This is a genomic window from Parafrankia discariae (assembly GCF_000373365.1).
Classification (GTDB): Bacteria; Actinomycetota; Actinomycetes; order Frankiales; family Frankiaceae; genus Parafrankia; species Parafrankia discariae.
The window spans coordinates 382,903-398,864 of sequence record NZ_KB891102.1 but is presented as its reverse complement, the minus strand read 5'-3'; the positions used below and the strand labels follow the sequence as shown (position 1 = coordinate 398,864).

General features: G+C 73.5%; 12 protein-coding genes and 1 pseudogene. 11 read left to right on the top strand and 2 right to left on the bottom strand.

The window, feature by feature from the left end:
• Positions 1 to 2 precede the first annotated feature (2 nt).
• From dut to B056_RS0101650, 4 genes are all read left to right on the top strand, one after another.
• On the top strand, positions 3 to 725 hold the full coding sequence (gene dut, locus B056_RS0101665; RefSeq protein WP_018500165.1) for a dUTP diphosphatase: 723 nt from the start codon (positions 3 to 5) through the stop codon (positions 723 to 725).
• Positions 706 to 1,395: a DUF3710 domain-containing protein gene (locus B056_RS0101660; protein ID WP_018500164.1), complete on the top strand. Its 690-nt coding sequence runs from the start codon at positions 706 to 708 to the stop codon at positions 1,393 to 1,395. The genes dut and B056_RS0101660 overlap by 20 nt, the downstream gene beginning before the upstream one ends.
• Positions 1,396 to 1,684: 289 nt before the next feature.
• Entirely contained in the window at positions 1,685 to 2,071 is a 387-nt protein-coding gene (locus tag B056_RS0101655) for an OB-fold nucleic acid binding domain-containing protein (RefSeq protein ID WP_018500163.1), read from the top strand.
• Positions 2,072 to 2,131: 60 nt separating this feature from the next.
• Positions 2,132 to 2,980, top strand: a complete 849-nt coding sequence (locus B056_RS0101650) for a DUF3159 domain-containing protein (protein WP_018500162.1) — start codon at positions 2,132 to 2,134, stop codon at positions 2,978 to 2,980.
• A gap of 39 nt (positions 2,981 to 3,019) precedes the next feature.
• Here B056_RS0101650 and B056_RS0101645 read toward each other — a convergent pair whose 3' ends face one another.
• Together B056_RS0101645 and B056_RS0101640 are read right to left on the bottom strand one after the other, a co-directional pair.
• Positions 3,020 to 3,838: a potassium channel family protein gene (locus B056_RS0101645; RefSeq protein WP_018500161.1), complete on the bottom strand. Its 819-nt coding sequence runs from the start codon at positions 3,836 to 3,838 to the stop codon at positions 3,020 to 3,022.
• Between the two features lie 22 nt (positions 3,839 to 3,860).
• Positions 3,861 to 4,523, bottom strand: coding sequence for a potassium channel family protein (locus B056_RS0101640; protein WP_018500160.1), 663 nt, complete (start codon positions 4,521 to 4,523; stop codon positions 3,861 to 3,863).
• Between the two features lie 168 nt (positions 4,524 to 4,691).
• Here B056_RS0101640 and B056_RS0101635 point away from each other — a divergent pair, with 168 nt between their 5' ends.
• The 7 genes and pseudogenes from B056_RS0101635 (at position 4,692) to dxs (ending at position 15,884) form a co-directional block, all read left to right on the top strand.
• On the top strand, positions 4,692 to 6,899 hold the full coding sequence (locus tag B056_RS0101635) for an APC family permease (RefSeq protein WP_018500159.1): 2,208 nt from the start codon (positions 4,692 to 4,694) through the stop codon (positions 6,897 to 6,899).
• 62 nt (positions 6,900 to 6,961) lie between these two features.
• Complete coding sequence (locus B056_RS0101630) at positions 6,962 to 8,482, top strand: class I SAM-dependent RNA methyltransferase (RefSeq protein ID WP_018500158.1); 1,521 nt, start codon at positions 6,962 to 6,964, stop codon at positions 8,480 to 8,482.
• A pseudogene (locus B056_RS45895) lies at positions 8,479 to 9,685 on the top strand (ROK family transcriptional regulator). The gene B056_RS0101630 and the pseudogene B056_RS45895 overlap by 4 nt, the downstream one beginning before the upstream one ends.
• A 364-nt stretch (positions 9,686 to 10,049) precedes the next feature.
• Positions 10,050 to 11,207 (top strand): sugar ABC transporter substrate-binding protein, encoded by a 1,158-nt coding sequence (locus B056_RS0101620; protein WP_084647055.1) that lies wholly within the window; start codon positions 10,050 to 10,052, stop codon positions 11,205 to 11,207.
• Between the two features lie 99 nt (positions 11,208 to 11,306).
• Complete coding sequence (locus B056_RS0101615) at positions 11,307 to 12,104, top strand: ATP-binding cassette domain-containing protein (RefSeq protein WP_018500155.1); 798 nt, start codon at positions 11,307 to 11,309, stop codon at positions 12,102 to 12,104.
• Entirely contained in the window at positions 12,101 to 13,504 is a 1,404-nt protein-coding gene (locus tag B056_RS0101610) for a sugar ABC transporter permease (protein ID WP_018500154.1), read from the top strand. The genes B056_RS0101615 and B056_RS0101610 overlap by 4 nt, the downstream gene beginning before the upstream one ends.
• Positions 13,505 to 13,931: 427 nt before the next feature.
• A complete protein-coding gene (gene dxs, locus B056_RS0101605) occupies positions 13,932 to 15,884 on the top strand; it encodes a 1-deoxy-D-xylulose-5-phosphate synthase (RefSeq protein ID WP_018500153.1) in 1,953 nt (650 codons plus the stop codon).
• Positions 15,885 to 15,962 lie beyond the last annotated feature (78 nt).

The following is a 15,962-nucleotide window of genomic DNA, read 5'->3' as shown; positions in this document are numbered from 1 at the left end:
TCATGACCGCGACCACCCCCACGCCACCCGGCGCCCCGCCTACCGCCGATGCCCCGCGCACCGATGCCCCGCGCACCGATGCCCTGTGCGCCGGCGCCCCGCCTGCCGCCGCCGTACCCGGTGCCGGCCTGCCCGGTGCCAGCCCGACCGGCGATGGCCCGACCGGTGACATCGTCCCCGGCCCGCAGCGTCCCGGGCCGTCGACCCGCCAGCCGGTCGGTGACTCGGGCCCGCTGGAGGTGCTGATCCAGCGTCTGGATCCGGACCTCCCGCCGCCCGCCTACGCCCAGCCCTCGGACGCCGGTGCCGACCTGGTGACCGCGCAGGACGTCACGCTGGCGCCCGGTGAGCGGGCCGTCGTCGGAACCGGCCTGTCCGTCGCGCTGCCCGAGGGCTACGCGGCCTTCGTGCATCCCCGTAGCGGACTGGCCGCGCGGCACGGTCTGTCCGTGGTCAACGCCCCCGGAACCGTCGATGCCGGTTACCGTGGAGAAGTCAAGGTGATACTTATAAACACCGATCGAAGCGAGGCCATCGCGCTGCGCCGTGGGGACCGGGTGGCCCAGCTCGTGGTTCAGCGGGTGGAGCACGCGGTGTTCCGCGAGGTCGACCTGCTCCCGGAGTCGGTCCGGGGCGCGGGCGGTCTCGGATCCACGGGTGGCTTCGGGCAGTCCCGTGACGGTGGGCCGCGAAGGGAGGGCAACGGTGTTCGGTCGGGGTCGTAGGTCGTCGGCCGCCGCGGCGGTCGACGAGCGGGTGGCGGAGCCGGACGACGTCGACCTGGTCGGCCCGTTCGACTCCGAGGAGGCACCCGCCGACGACGTGCACCGGCTCGACCTCGGGGCGCTGCGGGTACCGGCGCTGCGCGGCGTCCAGGTGCAGTTCCAGGTGGAGGAGTCGACCGGCAAGCCGCTCACCGTCGTCGTGACGGACGGGCGCAGCGCCATGGAGCTCGCGGTGTTCGCGGCGCCGAAGACCAGCCCGTTGTGGGACGACGTCCGCACGGAGATCCTGGAGACGGTGCGGGACACCGGCGGCAGCGAGGTCGAGGGCCCGTACGGCCTGGAGCTGCGGCTGCGGCTGCCCACGAGCCGGCCGGGGGAGACCGTGCCCGGGCGGATGATCGGCGTCGACGGGCCCCGCTGGTTCCTGCGGGCCGTCGTGACCGGCGCGGCCGGGCAGGACCCGTCGGCCGGCCCGCTGCTCGACGAGACGCTCAGCGGCATCATCGTGGTCCGTGGTGACTCGGCGATGCCGGTGCGGGATCCGCTGCCGCTGCGGCTGCCGAAGGAGGTCTCCGAGCATCCGGACGGGCCCGCCGCGGAGGCCGACCAGCGCGCGGACTCCAGCCCCGCGGTCCCGGTTCCCGGGGTGCGGATCAGCGAGACCCGCTGACCCGTTTCCCGCCCTCTCCGCCGGTGCGGCGGCCACGCCGGCGGCGGTGACCGGAGGCGGAACGGCGCCGTAACAGTGCGGGAACGGGTCCGCGGTGCGCGGCGGCTCCTCGCCGGGCGTCCCATCATGGGCGCGATCGGTGGTGGCGGGTGGTCCGTCCACCTCATAATCCCGGTTCAGGGCGCCGATGCGTGGGCTGTGGTGGGTTTCCCACCCGCTGGTCCGGTGACGTCCCAGGTTTCGGATTCCGTCGCCCGGGTTCGGGAGCGGTTCGATGATCGGAGGAGCCGTGGGCGAGGGGCGCGGCTGGTTGGGACGACGGTTCCACCGGCTGACAGCGGACAACCAGGAACTTGAGGATGAGGAGCTGCGGCAGGCGTCGGTCGCCGCCGGGGCGGACCCGATGCACGCCTGTCGGGACCGGGAGGAGGCCTGCGTCGCCGGATCAATACGTTCGGTAACCGTCCGGGCGCGTTCGGGGGCGCCGAGCCTGGAGGTCGACCTCTATGATGGAAGCGGCACCGTGACCCTCGTGTTCCTCGGTCGCAAGCACATCGCGGGTATTGAGGCCGGTCGATCGGTCAAGGCCTCCGGCCGTGTCGTCGTGCGCGACGAGCGAACCACGATGTTCAACCCCCGCTACGAGCTGCTGCCAGCCTCCTCGACCAGCGCCTGAGCGGCGCCCGGCGACAGGACTACACCGCCCATGCCACCAGCGTCTGCGCAGGATCCGTCAGTGCCGAACCCGGTGACGGGTGGCCCGGGTGTCCCCGGTGCCACCGGTGTCCCTGACGATCCGGCCGGGCCCGAGGACGGCGACGGCCGGTCCGGCAAGGCCGGTGGCCGGTCCGGCAAGGCCGGCGGCCGGTCCGGCAAGGCCGGCGGCCGGTCCGGTGGGTTCGGCGGCCGCGGTACCGGCGGTGAACAGCCGGTCACGCTGGCCGAGGCCGTGGGTGGCCCGCGGGGGATCATCGACAGTGCCATACCGACGGTGGCGTTCGTCACCGTCAACGCCGAGGCCGGTCTCACGGCCGGGATCATCGTCGCGATCGCGGCGGCGGTCGGGCTCGTGGTGCTGCGGATGGTGCGGCACGAACCCGTCCAGCAGGCGTTCTCCGGGCTGTTCGCGGTCGGGTTCGCCGCCTTCATCGCCTCCCGCACAGGCAGCGCCGAGGGCTTCTTCCTGCCCTCGATAGCGAAGAACGCAGTCTGCGCCGTCGTCGGCCTCGGCTCGGTGCTCGTCGGGCGTCCCGTGGGCGGCTACGTGATGGCCGGCTTCGACCAGCGCTACTCCGACTGGCGGGAGACACCGTCCGTCCGGCGGGCGGCGATCTGGGCCACCTTCGTCTGGATCGCGGTGTTCACCGCGCGGTTCGCGATCCAGGGCGTGCTCTACCTCGCGGGGGAGTCCGGCTGGCTCGCGGCGGCGAACATCGTGCTGGGCCTGCCGTTGTTCGGCGCGGCCGTGCTTGCCACCTTCGCGATCGTCCGGCGCCTCGCCCCGCCGGCCGATGACGAGCCGTCCGGGGAGGACGGGCCGGCCGGCGAGCCGGGCCAACTCGCCGCGGGCGTCCCGAACGACTGACGAACCGCGGCGCTCCGGCCACGAAACGCGCGCGCCCGGTCAGAGCACCCCGGAGACACGCTCGTTCCGGCCGTCGGCGGCGGGAACGGCGCCGAGCAGCGCCGCGAGACTCTCCTCGGCCTCGCTCGTGGTCGCGACCGCCAGCACCTCGTCGCCCGGCTCGAGCGTGCTGTCCGGCGACGGGACCACCGCGTTCCCGTCCCGCAGGATCACGACGACGGCGGAGTCCGGCGGGAGGTCGACGTCACCCAGCCGCCGGCCCACGACCGGCGCGTCCGCGGTCAGGGTGAGCTCGACCAGGGAGGCGTCGCCCTGGCGGAACTTCATCAGGCGCACCAGGTCGCCGACGCTCACCGCCTCCTCGACCAGCGCGGTCAGCATGCGCGGCGCGGAGACGGCCACGTCGACGCCCCAGGACTCGGTGAACAACCACTCGTTCTTGGGATGGTTGACCCGCGCGACCACCCTGGGCACGCCGAACTCGGTCTTCGCCAACAGGGAGACCACGAGGTTGACCTTGTCGTCGCCGGTGGCGGCGACCATCACCGCACAGCAGTCCAGGCCGGCGCCGTCGAGAGAGGACAGCTCGCAGGCGTCGGCGAGCAGCCAGCCCGCCGCGGGCAGCGCGTCCCGACGGATCTTGTTCGGGTCGCGCTCGATGATGAGCACCTCGGAGCCGTTCTCCAGCAGCTCGGCGGCGATCGAGCGGCCGACCTTGCCGGCGCCCGCGATCGCCACCCGCCGGTTCGCCGCGCCGATCCGGTCGGAGCCCCCGCTCCGCTCGGAACCGCCGCCCTGGCCGGCGTCGGCGCCGCCCTGGCCGGTGCCCCCGGTCCGCCCGTCCGGATCCGCCGTCATCGCAGGTCTCCGTCTCTCGTCGTCAGTCGTGGTCGGGGCCGGTGCGGATGATCGCGTCCGCCTCGGTGGCCCGCGCCTTGGTGACCGCGATGTGGAGGACGTCGCCGTCCTGCACCATGGTCCGCCCGTCGGGGAGTAGGCCGTCGCCGAAGCGGGTCACGCAGGCCACCCGGACCTCGGCCCGTGACTCCAGCTCGGTGAGCCGCCGTCCCACCCAGCCGCGCGCCGGCGTGACCGCCGTGAGCAGCACCGAGCCGGACGTGTCCGTCCACTCGGGAGTGACGGCGTCCGGGACGAGGCGACCGAGGATCTGGTCGCGGGTCCAGCGGACCGTGGCGACGGTGGGGATGCCGAGGCGTTCGTAGACCTCGGCCCGCCGGGGATCGTAGATGCGGGCCACCACCCGCTCCACGCCGAACATCTCCCGGGCGACCCGGGCGGAGATGATGTTCGAGTTGTCCCCGCTGGAGACCGCGGCGAACGCGGCCGCCTCGGCGATACCGGCCTCGACGAGGGTGTCCCGGTCGAAACCCATGCCGGTCACCGTCCGCCCGCCGAAGCCGGCCGACAGGCGATTGAACGCGGCCGGGTTCTGATCGATGACAGCCACCGAGTGGCCGAGCCGTTGGACGGCACCAGCCAGGGATGAGCCGACCCGGCCGCAGCCGAGGATCACGACGTGCACGGGAGGTGAGCGTAGTCCGACCGGGGTTGCCCGGTCGATGGCTGTCGGCCACCCGTCCCAACCAGCCGTCCTGCCAGCTCATCGGGCACGTGTGCGGCTATGCCCGGGTTGGAGTGCGCCACGTCACACACGCTGGGGAGGTGGGACTGTGGTCGGTAGCATCGCCGCGTGGCGCTCACAGACCGACTGAAGCGCGGATTCGTCGGTCGCCCCATCGGCTCGGACCGACTCGGTGAGACATTGCTGCCCAAGCGGGTCGCGCTCCCCGTGTTCGCCAGCGACGCGCTCTCCTCCGTCTCCTACGCGTCCGAGGAGATCCTGCTCGTCCTCGCGCTCGGCGGCCTCACGCTGCTGCACTACACGCCGTGGATCGCGGCCGCGGTCGTCATCCTGATGCTGACCGTGGTGGCGTCCTACCGGCAGAACGTGCACGCCTACCCCAGCGGTGGCGGCGACTACGAGGTGGCCTCGGTCAACCTCGGCCCGCGCGCGGGCCTGATGGTCGGCAGCGCCCTGCTGGTGGACTACGTGCTCACCGTCGCCGTGTCGGTCTCGGCGGGTGTCGCGAACCTGACCTCGGCGGCGACGGGGCTCGCCGAGCACAAGGTGCTCATCGCCAGCCTGCTGGTCGTGCTGCTCACGCTGGTCAACCTGCGCGGTGTGCGCGAGTCCGGGTCGGCGTTCGCCGTGCCGTCGTACGCGTTCATCCTCGGCATCCTCGTGATGATCGTGATTGGGCTGGTGAAGACCGCCCTCGGCCACGCCCCGCGGGCCGAGAGCGCCGGGTACGAGGTCCGCCCGGAACAGAACTTCGCCGGCCTGGCCCTGCTCTTCCTGGTCCTGCGGGCGTTCGCGTCGGGCTGCACGGCGCTGACCGGCGTCGAGGCGATCAGCAACGGCGTGCCCGCGTTCCGCCGGCCGAAGAGCCGCAACGCCGCCACCACGCTGCTGATGATGGGCGTCATCGCCGTCACGATGTTCGTCGGCGTGACGGCGCTGGCCCTGATCTCGGACGTCCACATCGCCGAGAACCCGGCGGATCTCATCGGGGCGCACGGCGAGCAGCGGACCGTCATCGCCCAGATCGCGGCCGCGGTGTTCGGGGACGGCTCGGTGGGCTTCGTCTACGTGGCCGCGGTGACCACGCTCATCCTGATCCTGGCGGCCAACACCGCCTTCAACGGTTTCCCGGTGCTCGGCTCGATCCTCGCGCGCGACGGCTACCTGCCCCGCCAGCTGCACACCCGCGGCGACCGGCTCGCCTACTCCAACGGGATCGTGCTGCTGGCCGGCTTCGCGATCCTGCTCATCGTCGTGTTCGACGCGCAGGTCACGGCGCTGATCCAGCTCTACATCCTGGGCGTTTTCATCTCGTTCACCCTCAGCCAGACCGGGATGGTCCGGCACTGGGCCCGGTTGTTGCGCGAATCCGACCCGGCCGCCATCGACGGCTCCGCCCCGCTGGCGGCGGGTGTGGAGCGTGGCGGCGAACGGACTTCGGAGCGGTCCGCCGAGCGCGGCGGTGACCCGCTGGCCGGCGGTGTGCCGCTGGACGCGGGCCTGCGCCGCAGGATCCGCCGCTACCAGGCCATCAGCTTCCTCGGGGCCGGTCTGACCGGGGCCGTGCTCATCCTCGTGCTGCTCACCAAGTTCACCCGCGGGGCCTGGATCGTCTGCATCGCGATCCCGGTGATCTACCTGGGCATGCAGGCCATCCGCCGGCACTACGACCGGGTCGCCACCGAGCTGACGCCCGAGCCCGGGCCGCCGACGTTGCCGTCCCGGGTGCACGGGGTCGTCCTGGTCAGCAAGATCCACGCGCCGACCCTGCGCGCGCTGGCCTACGCGAAGGCCACGAAGCCGCACACGCTGGTCGCCGTGACCGTGGCCGTCGACCCGGCGGAGACGGAGCGGCTGCGCCAGGCCTGGGAGGAACGCGGTATCAAGATCGACCTCGTCGTGCTGGCGTCGCCGTACCGGGAGGTGACCCGTCCGGTGCTCGACTACGTCGCCCGCATCCGGCGGGAGAGCCCGCGCGACGTGACGGCGGTGTTCGTCCCGGAGTACGTCGTCGGGCGCTGGTGGGAGCACCTGCTGCACAACCAGAGCGCGCTGCGGCTCAAGGCCCGGCTGCTCTTCCAGCCCGGGGTCATGATGATCAGCGTGCCGTGGCAGCTCGCGTCCAGCTCGCACGCGCAGACCAGGCAGGAGTCGGTCGGCGCGGGCGCGGTCAGGCGGGGTAGCGCGGCCCCGCCCGCGCACTTCCGGCCCGGACTCCGGGGTCCCCAGCCGGGAGGCACGGGCGACGGTGACGCCGCCGTGCCCGCGAAGCCGCCGGCCGGCTCGAGCGCGCCGCCGCCCGGGGACGCCCCGTGAGCGGGCGCCCGGCCCGGCCGTCCAGCGGGACCAGACGACACACCGCGGCACCGGACGGGACCGTGGAGCGCACCGGGCGGCCGCCGCGACACCGCGCCGGTGACGCCGCCCGGGACCGTCCCGAGCGGGCTGACCGTCCCGAGCGCGCTGACCGGACCGACCGGGTGGCGCGCCCCGTCCCCGTCCCGCCCGGTGAGCTGGTGGAGCTCGAGGTCGGCCAGGTCGCGCACCGTGGGCTCTGCGTGGCCCGTGCCGGCGGCCGGGTCGTGTTCGTGCGGCACGCCCTGCCCGGCGAGCGGGTACGGGCCCGGATCACCGACGTCTCCCACGACCGGTACTGGCGGGCCGACGCCGTCGAGATCCTCGTCGCCTCCCCCGACCGGGTGGCGGCGCCCTGCCCGCACGCGCGCCCCGGCGGCTGCGGGGGGTGCGACTGGCAGCACGCCACCCCGGCCGCGCAGCGCCGACTCAAGGCGCGGGTGGTCGAGGACGCGCTGCGGCGGCTGGCCGGGCTCGACCGCGCCGTGCTGGTGGAGGCGCTGCCGTCGGAGGGACCCGACGGGCTGGGCTGGCGCACCAGGATGCGCTTCTCGCGGACGCCCGACGGCGGCGTCGGGCTGCGCGCGCACCGCTCCCACGAGGTGGTGCCCACACCCGACTGCAGGATCGCCCATCCGCTGCTCGCCCAGGTGATCGCCGACCCCGCCTTTCTGACCGGCCCCGGCTCGGCCGAGGTCACCGGCCAGGCGGTGGAGCTCGTGGCGATGCCGGGCGCGGCCGTGGCGTACTCGACGCGGTCCGGAGGGTGGCGCGTCACCGGGACCGGCTCCGTCACCGGGACCGGCTCCGTCACCGGGACCGGCTCCGCCGCCGGCGACTCCGCCGGGGCCGAGGGCGCCGAGCGGGCCGCCGCCGACCGTGCCGAGCCCGCGCTGGTCGAGCCGGCGCCGGTAGAGGTGGTCGAGACGGTCGAAGGCCGCGAGTTCCGGCTGGAGCCGGGGGTCTTCTGGCAGGTCCACCCGGCCGCCGCGGCGACCCTGGTGGCCGCGGTGCGCGCGGCGGCCGCCGCCGCGCCGGGGGACACCGCCCTCGACCTGTACTGCGGGGCCGGGCTGTTCGCCGCGTTCCTCGCCGAGGCGGTCGGACCGGCCGGTCGGGTCATCGCGCTGGAGTCCGACGAGGCCGCCGTCCGCTCCGCCGCGCGGAGCCTGGCGGACCTGCCCTGGGTGTCGCTGCGTTCGCTGCGGGTGACCCCGGCGACGGTACGCGGCCTCGTCGGCGCCGAGCCCGGTTCGCCCCGGCGGGCGGTGGACGTGGCGGTGCTCGACCCGCCGCGGACCGGCGCCGGCCGCGAGGTCATGGCCGAGCTCCTCGCGCACCGGCCGCGCCGGGTCGTCTACGTGGCGTGCGACCCCGCCGCGCTCGCGCGGGACGTCGCGGTCGCGGCGACCGAGGGGTATCAACTCACCGAACTCCGCGCGTTCGACCTGTTCCCGATGACCTCGCACGTGGAGTGCGTGGCCACCCTGGAACCCACGCCGGCGGGCTGGGCCGGCTCCGGGGACGCGGAGCCGACGCGATGACCGTTGACGGGCACGTGACCACGCCGCGAGGCTTTGTCTTCATGCCCCGAACGCCGCCCGGCTCCCAGTCGTCGCTGCGCGCCGCCAACCGGGAGCGGGTCCTGGGCGTGCTGCGGCGGGAGGGCAGCCTCGCCCAGGCGGAGATCGCGCGGCTCACCGGGCTGTCCCCGGCGACCGTCTCGAACATCGTCGGCCAGTTGCGCGAGAGCGGGGACGTCGACGTGCGGCCCGCGGTGAGCGGCGGGCGGCGCGCGGTCCGGGTGTCGCTGTCGCGGCGGTCCGGGGTCGTCGTCGGGCTCGACTTCGGCCATCGCCACCTGCGGGTCGCCGTCGGCGACCTCGCGCACGAGGTGCTGGCCGAAGGACGCCGTCGACATCGACGTCGATCACCAGGCCCAGGAGGGCATCGCGACGGCCGGCCGGCTGGTCGACGACCTGCTCGGGCGGCTCGCCGTCGACCGGGCGGACGTCGTCGGCGTGGGCATGGGCCTGCCCGGCCCGATCGACGCGGTCACCGGCGCCGTCGGGTCCTCGGCGATCCTGCCCGGGTGGGTCGGCGTGGCCGCCGCGGCGCAGATGTCGGAGCGGCTCGGGCTGCCCGTCCGGGTCGACAACGACGCCAACCTCGGTGCCCTCGCCGAGCTGCACTGGGGCGCCGGCCAGGGGGTGCGCGACCTCGCCTACCTCAAGGCATCCACCGGTGTCGGCTCCGGCCTGGTCATCGACGGGCGGGTGCACCGCGGCGGGTCGGGAACCGCCGGCGAGATCGGGCACACGACCCTGGACGAGAACGGCTCGGTCTGCCGCTGCGGGAACCGCGGCTGCCTGGAGACGATCGTCGGGACGTCGGTGCTGCTGGAGTCGCTGCGCACGAGCCACGGGCCGGAGCTCACCGTGCGCGGGATGATCGACCGCGCGGTAGCCGGCGACGCCGGGTGCGCCCGGGTCGTCTCGGACGCCGGCCGGGCCATTGGGAACGCGGCCGCGAACCTGTGCAACCTGCTGAACCCCGGGATGATCGTCGTGGGTGGGGACCTCGCGGCGGCGGGGGAGACGCTGTTGGAACCGATGCGCCAGGTGGTGCACCGCTTCGCCGTCCCGGCGGCCGTCCCGACGATCGTGGCCGGCGTTCTCGGCGAGCGCGCGGAGGTGCTCGGCGCCCTCGCGCTGGTGCTGCGCGAGGGCGAGCCGACCCCGCGCTGACCGGCGCCCTCTCGCCCGCCGCCCTCTCGTCCGCCGCCATCTCGAGCGCCACCATCTCGAGCGGCGCGATCCTGACCGGCGCGATCCCGGTGGGCGCGATCCCGGTGGGCGCCGCGCCGGCGGCACGGCGCTGACCGGCGTCACGTCGACATCCTCCGGCTTCGACCTCACGCGGTCCCGCCGCCGCGACCCTGGGTCGCCGTCCTGCGCCGTCGAGTCGTGATGCCATCGGGACATGAATGAGAAGCTTTGCGGACTTAATCCTTGTATTCAAGTCTTGACGGCAAAGTCCTCTTCTCCGCAGACTGCCACCAGAGCGTGACCGGTTCGCTCCGGCACGCAGCGGCGAACTCGGGAGGGGCGCGTGACAGACAACTCGCTCGACGACGGGGTACCGCGGCGCAGGCGGCCGCGCGGCCAGGCGGGGAGACGGCGAGGTCGCCTGCTCGCGGCCGCGTCGGTGGCGGTCATGGTCGTTCTGGCCGCCGTGGGATGTACGTCGGACTCCTCCGACGACGAGGCGCCCCAGGGAGGATCCGCGAGCGGGAGCATCGCCCTCCTCTTACCCGAGACCCAGACGACCCGGTACGAATCGGCCGACCGCCCCTACTTCCAGGCCCGGATCGCGAAGATCTGCCCCGACTGCAAGGTGCTGTACTCGAACGCCGACCAGGACTCGGCCGTCCAGCAGAACCAGGCCGAGCAGGCCATGACCAACGGCGCCAAGGTCCTCGTGCTGGACCCGGTGGACGGTGAGGCCGCGGCGGTGATCGCCCGCAACGCGCGGGACCGCGGCGTGCGGGTGGTCTCCTACGACCGGCTCATCCAGAAGGCGCCCGTCGACGCCTACATCTCCTTCGACAACGAGAAGGTCGGCCAGCTCCAGGGCCAGTCGCTCCTCGACGCGATCGGCGAGCGGGCCGGCGCCGGCAAGGTCATCATGATCAACGGTTCGCAGGACGACCCCAACGCCCAGCAGTTCAAGGACGGCGCCCTGTCGGTCCTGGAGGGCAAGGTGACGATCGGCTTCGACACGTTCACGCCCGACTGGTCCCCCGACACCGCCGGGCGGGAGATGGACCAGGCGATCACCACCGTCGGCCGGGAGAACATCGTCGGGGTCTACGCCGCGAACGACGGCATCGCCGGTGCCGTCGTCGCCGCGCTGCGCCGGGCGAACGTGACCCCGCTGCCGCCCGTCACCGGACAGGACGCCGAGCTCGCCGGAGTGCAGCGGGTACTCGCCGGTGATCAGCACATGACCGTCTACAAGGCCATCCGCCCCGAGGCGGAGCAGGCGGCCGACCTGGCGCTCGCGCTGCTGCGCGGCGAGCCCGTCGACACGATCGCGACCGATCGCGTCGACAACGGCGACGGCCAGGTCCCCTCCGTCCTGCTGGAACCGGTCGCGGTCACCCGGGACACCGTCGCCGAGACGGTGGTCAAGGACGGCTTCCTCGCCAAGGCCGACCTGTGCGCCGGCACCTTCGCGGCGGCCTGCGCGTCCGCCGGCGTCTCCTGACCTCGCCCCCGTCCCCGGGATCCGTGGTGCGCGGCGCCGGCGCCGGCGCCGCGCACCACGGATCCCCGTGCGACCGTTCCTGGAAGGCACGGGCCCGTCATGTCCGATCTGGTCAAGTCCGATCTGGTGCTGTCCCTACGCGGGATCTCCAAGCGTTTCGGCGCGGTGCAGGCACTCACCGACGTCGACCTGGACCTGCGGGCGGGGGAGGCGCTCGCGCTCGTCGGTGACAACGGCGCCGGCAAGTCCACGCTGGTCAAGTGCATCTCCGGCGTCGCGCCGCCGAGCGGCGGGGAGATCCGGTTCGCCGGCCGCCCCGTCCGCCTCGAACGCCCGCAGGACGCGGTGGCCCTGGGGATCGCGACCGTCTACCAGGACCTCGCGCTCTGCGACAACCTCGACGTCGTCAACAACCTCTTCCTCGGCCGGGAGCGCCGGCGGCGGGTGGGCCGGTTCGCCGGCGCGCTCGACGAGATCGGCATGGAGCGCAGCGCACTGGACCTGCTGCGCACGCTGGCGGTGAGCATCCCGAGCGTGCGCATCCCGGTCGCCTCGCTGTCCGGCGGCCAGCGGCAGTCCGTCGCGATCGCGCGCTCGCTGCTCGGTGATCCGGCGGTGGTCCTGCTCGACGAGCCGACCGCCGCGCTGGGCGTGGCGCAGACCGAGCAGGTGCTCGACCTGATCGTCCGGCTGCGCGAGCGCGGCCTGGCCGTACTCGTGATCAGCCACAACCTCGCGGACGTCTTCGCCGTGTGCGACCGCGTCGCGGTGCTCCGGCTCGGCCGCAACGCCGGCACGTTCGACGTCGGCTCCGCCTCCCGGGAGGACGTCGTGGCCGCGATCACCGGTGCCGACACGGCCCGCGGGACGGGCCGGGCGGAGGTGCGTTCGCGATGAGTGAGCTCGCGTCCGGCCCCGCCGAGCCCGCGCCCGGCCCCGCCCAGTCCAACCCCGCCCAACCGGACCTCGTCCAACCGGACCTCGTCCAACCGGACCTCGTCCAACCGGACCTCGTCCAACCGGCCCCCGCCCGGCCGGTTCCCGCCACGGGGGCGGTCGGTGCCGTCGCGCCCGGGCGGGGCGACGCGGCGGTCGACCCGCGCCTGCTCTTCGCCGGCCCGGGCCTGCGCGGCCTGGCGGACTCGGCGCTGCGCCACGTGCGCGCGGGCGAGCTCGGATCGCTGCCGGTCATCGTCGGGCTCGTCGTGATCTGGACGATCTTCCAGTTCCAGAACTCGAACTTCCTCACCTCCTACAACCTCACGAACCTCGCCCTGCAGGTCGCGGCGACCGGGACGATCGCCACCGGCGTCTTCCTCGTCCTGCTGCTCGGCGAGATCGACCTCTCGGTCGGCTGGGTCAGCGGGCTGTGCGCGTCGGTCATGGCGGTGCTCTCGGTGCGCCACGGGTGGGCGCCGGTGCTGGCGATCGTGGCCGCGCTGGTCGTCGGCGCCGCCGTCGGCGCCCTGCAGGGCAGCCTGTTCGCCGTGTTCGGCGTCCCGTCCTTCGTCGTGACACTGGCGGGGTTTATCGCCTGGCAGGGCGTGCAGCTCAAGGTGCTCGGCCGGGACGGATCACTCAACCTGCCGGACAGCGAGATCACGAAGCTGACGTCCACCTTCTTCACCGACGCCACCGGCTGGGTGATCGCCGGGATCGCCGTGGCCGGTTACGCCGGTGCCCAGCTCGCCGAGGTCCGCGGCCGGCGGCGGGCCGGGCTGCGGCCCCGCCCGATCACGGAGGTCGCGGTGCGGGTGGTCGTGGTGGGCGGCGCGCTCCTCGCGGCCGTGGCGGTGCTCAACGACGACCGCGGGCTGCCGCTGGCGCTGCTGATCTTCGGCTGCCTGGTGCTGCTGGTGGATCTGGTATCCCGGCGGACCAGCTACGGCCGGCACCTCTACGCCGTCGGCGGCAACGTCGAGGCGGCGCGCCGGGCCGGCATCAACGTGCGCGCGCTGCGCGTCTCGGCGTTCGCCGCCGCGTCCTGCCTGGCCGGTGTCGGCGGTGTGCTCGCCGCCGCGCGGCTCACCAGCGTCACGCAGGCCTCCGGCGGCAGCGACACGCTGCTCAACGCGATCGCCGCGGCGGTGATCGGCGGGACGAGCCTGTTCGGTGGGCGCGGCCGGGCCTGGTCGGCGCTGCTCGGCATCCTGGTGATCGGTTCGATCGCCAACGGGATGGACCTGCTCGGCCTCGACCAGTCGGTCAAGTTCATCATCACCGGGTCGGTCCTGCTCGCCGCGGTGCTGCTGGACGCGGTCGCGCGCCGGGGAAGGCAGGCGAGCGGCCGCGGGTGAGCCGCCGGGCCCGGATGGCGCTGACCGTGTGTAATCGCACTCGACCTTATCGGGGGTGCCCATAACGGCCGGCCGCATGTGACGGCGATGTGACAACGGGATGACGGTCCCAGCAGCGTTCGTACGAAGGGCCCGCCGGCCCGGGAAAAAGGCCCCGCCGGCGGGCCCTCGTGGTGTCCGCGGCGGCCCGGCGCGGGGCCGCGCCCGGTGTCGGCGGACGCGTCACGCCTGGTTCCGGGGCTCTCTTCACCGGCTACTCGTCGCACATTACCGACAACGGGGAGGTGGATTCTACCGCGACCCGGCGGAATATCTGACGCTCTTCGGGCAGCTCACATGTCGGGAGCCTGTCTGCGGAGCCCGGGGTGCCCTGCGTAGACTTTGCCGGACCCGGACCGATCCCCTTTCGGGGGAGGGAGAGCACGCCGTGTCGCTTCTGTCGACGATCGACAGCCCGCAGGACGTCAAGCGCCTCGACCATGAGGAGCTGGTGACGCTCGCGGCTGAGATCCGTGATTTCCTCATCCACGCGGTTGCCCGCACAGGCGGCCACCTAGGGCCGAATCTGGGCGCTGTAGAACTCACTCTCGCAATCCACCGAGTGTTCGATTCACCATTCGACCGCGTCCTCTGGGACACGGGCCACCAGTCCTATGTTCACAAGATTCTGACCGGCCGCCGGGAGCAGTTCGACCGCCTCCGTCAGCGTGGTGGGCTCTCCGGCTACCCGAGCCGGGCCGAGTCCGAGCACGACATCATCGAGAACTCGCACGCCTCCACGGCGCTGTCGTACGCCGACGGGCTGTCCCGCGCCTACGAGCTGCGCGGGGAGAACCGGGCCGTCGTCGCGGTCGTCGGTGACGGGGCGCTTACCGGTGGAATGTGCTGGGAGGCGCTGAACAACATCGCCGCCAGCGACCGGCAGGTGGTCATCGTCGTCAACGACAACGGCCGGTCCTACTCACCCACCATCGGCGGCCTCGCCGACCACCTCGCGTCGCTGCGCCTGGCGCCCGAGTACGAGCAGGTCCTGGACGTCGTCAAGCAGGTGCTGGGCCGCACCCCGCTGGTCGGCGCCCCGCTGTTCGACGCCCTGCACGGGATCAAGAAGGGCATCAAGGACGTCGTCACCCCGCAGGGCATGTTCGAGGACCTCGGGCTGAAGTACGTCGGCCCGGTGGACGGCCACGACGTGGTCGCCATGGAGTCGGCGCTGCGCCGGGCCAAGGACTTCGGCGGCCCGGTGATCGTCCACGCCATGACCCGCAAGGGCTTCGGGTACCCGGCGGCCGAGCAGGACGACGCCGACAACTTCCACGCCGTCGGCGTCATCGACCCGCTGACCGGCAAGCCGAAGTCGGCGGCCAAGGGCACCACCTGGACCTCGATCTTCTCCGAGGAGATCGTCCGGATCGGCGCCGAGCGGCCCGACGTGGTCACGATGACCGCGGCGATGCTCCAGCCGGTGGGCCTGAAGTCGTTCGCCCAGGCCTTCCCGGACCGGATCTTCGATGTCGGCATCGCCGAGCAGCACGCGGTCACCTCGGCCGCCGGCCTGGCCATGGGCGGTCTCAAGCCCGTCGTGTGCATCTACGCGACGTTCCTGAACCGCGCCTTCGACCAGGTCCTCATGGACGTCGCGATGCACCGCCAGCCGGTGACCTTCGTGCTCGACCGCGCCGGGATCACCGGCGAGGACGGCGCGTCCCACAACGGCATGTGGGACATGTCCTTCCTGCAGGTCGTGCCGGGCCTGGCGATCGCCGCCCCGCGGGACGCGCCGACCCTGCGCGCCGAGCTCGACGAGGCGGTCTCCAACACCGACGGCCCGACGGTCGTGCGCTACCCCAAGGGCAAGATCCCCGCGGACTCGCCCGCGATCGACCAGGTCGGCGGGGTCGACGTCCTCTACCGGGCGCCGGCGACCGCGCGGCACCGCGAGGTGCTGCTCGTCTCGATCGGCGCGATGGCCCCGACCTGTCTGGACGTCGCCGAGCGCGTCGCCAGCCAGGGCATCGGCATCACCGTCGTCGACCCGCGCTGGGTCAAGCCGCTCGACCCGGCCCTGGTCGACCTCGCCCGCGACCACGACCTCGTCGTGACCGTCGAGGACAACGGGCGGGTCGGCGGCGTCGGTGCCTGCGTGGCGCAGCTGCTGCGCGACGCCGACGTCGACGTCCCGGTGCGTGAGTTCGGGGTGGCCCAGCGCTTCCTCGACCACGGCAAGCGCGACGACGTGCTGGCCGAGGTCGGCCTGGCCCCGCAGGACCTGGCCCGCAAGGTGATCGAGGCGGTCGCCAAGCGCCAGCACGCCCTGATGGGCGACGAGGTCGGCGCGGACGAGTCCAACCAGACGCCCGCCGCCGGCGGTCAGGCCTGACCGGCCAGGCCTGACCGGCGCGGCCGGGTCGCGCCCTCGCGCGCGGCCCGGCGCGGGTGCCGCCCGGTGGACGCCTTA

Excerpts from the sequence above, each read along its gene's own strand:
- dut (WP_018500165.1), top strand. The coding sequence starts at position 3 with ATGACCGCGACCACCCCCACGCCACCCGGCGCCCCGCCTACCGCCGAT.
- B056_RS0101645 (WP_018500161.1), bottom strand. The coding sequence starts at position 3,838 with ATGACGGCGGATCCGGACGGGCGGACCGGGGGCACCGGCCAGGGCGGC.
- B056_RS0101610 (WP_018500154.1), top strand. The coding sequence starts at position 12,101 with ATGAGTGAGCTCGCGTCCGGCCCCGCCGAGCCCGCGCCCGGCCCCGCC.
- B056_RS0101615 (WP_018500155.1), top strand. The coding sequence starts at position 11,307 with ATGTCCGATCTGGTCAAGTCCGATCTGGTGCTGTCCCTACGCGGGATC.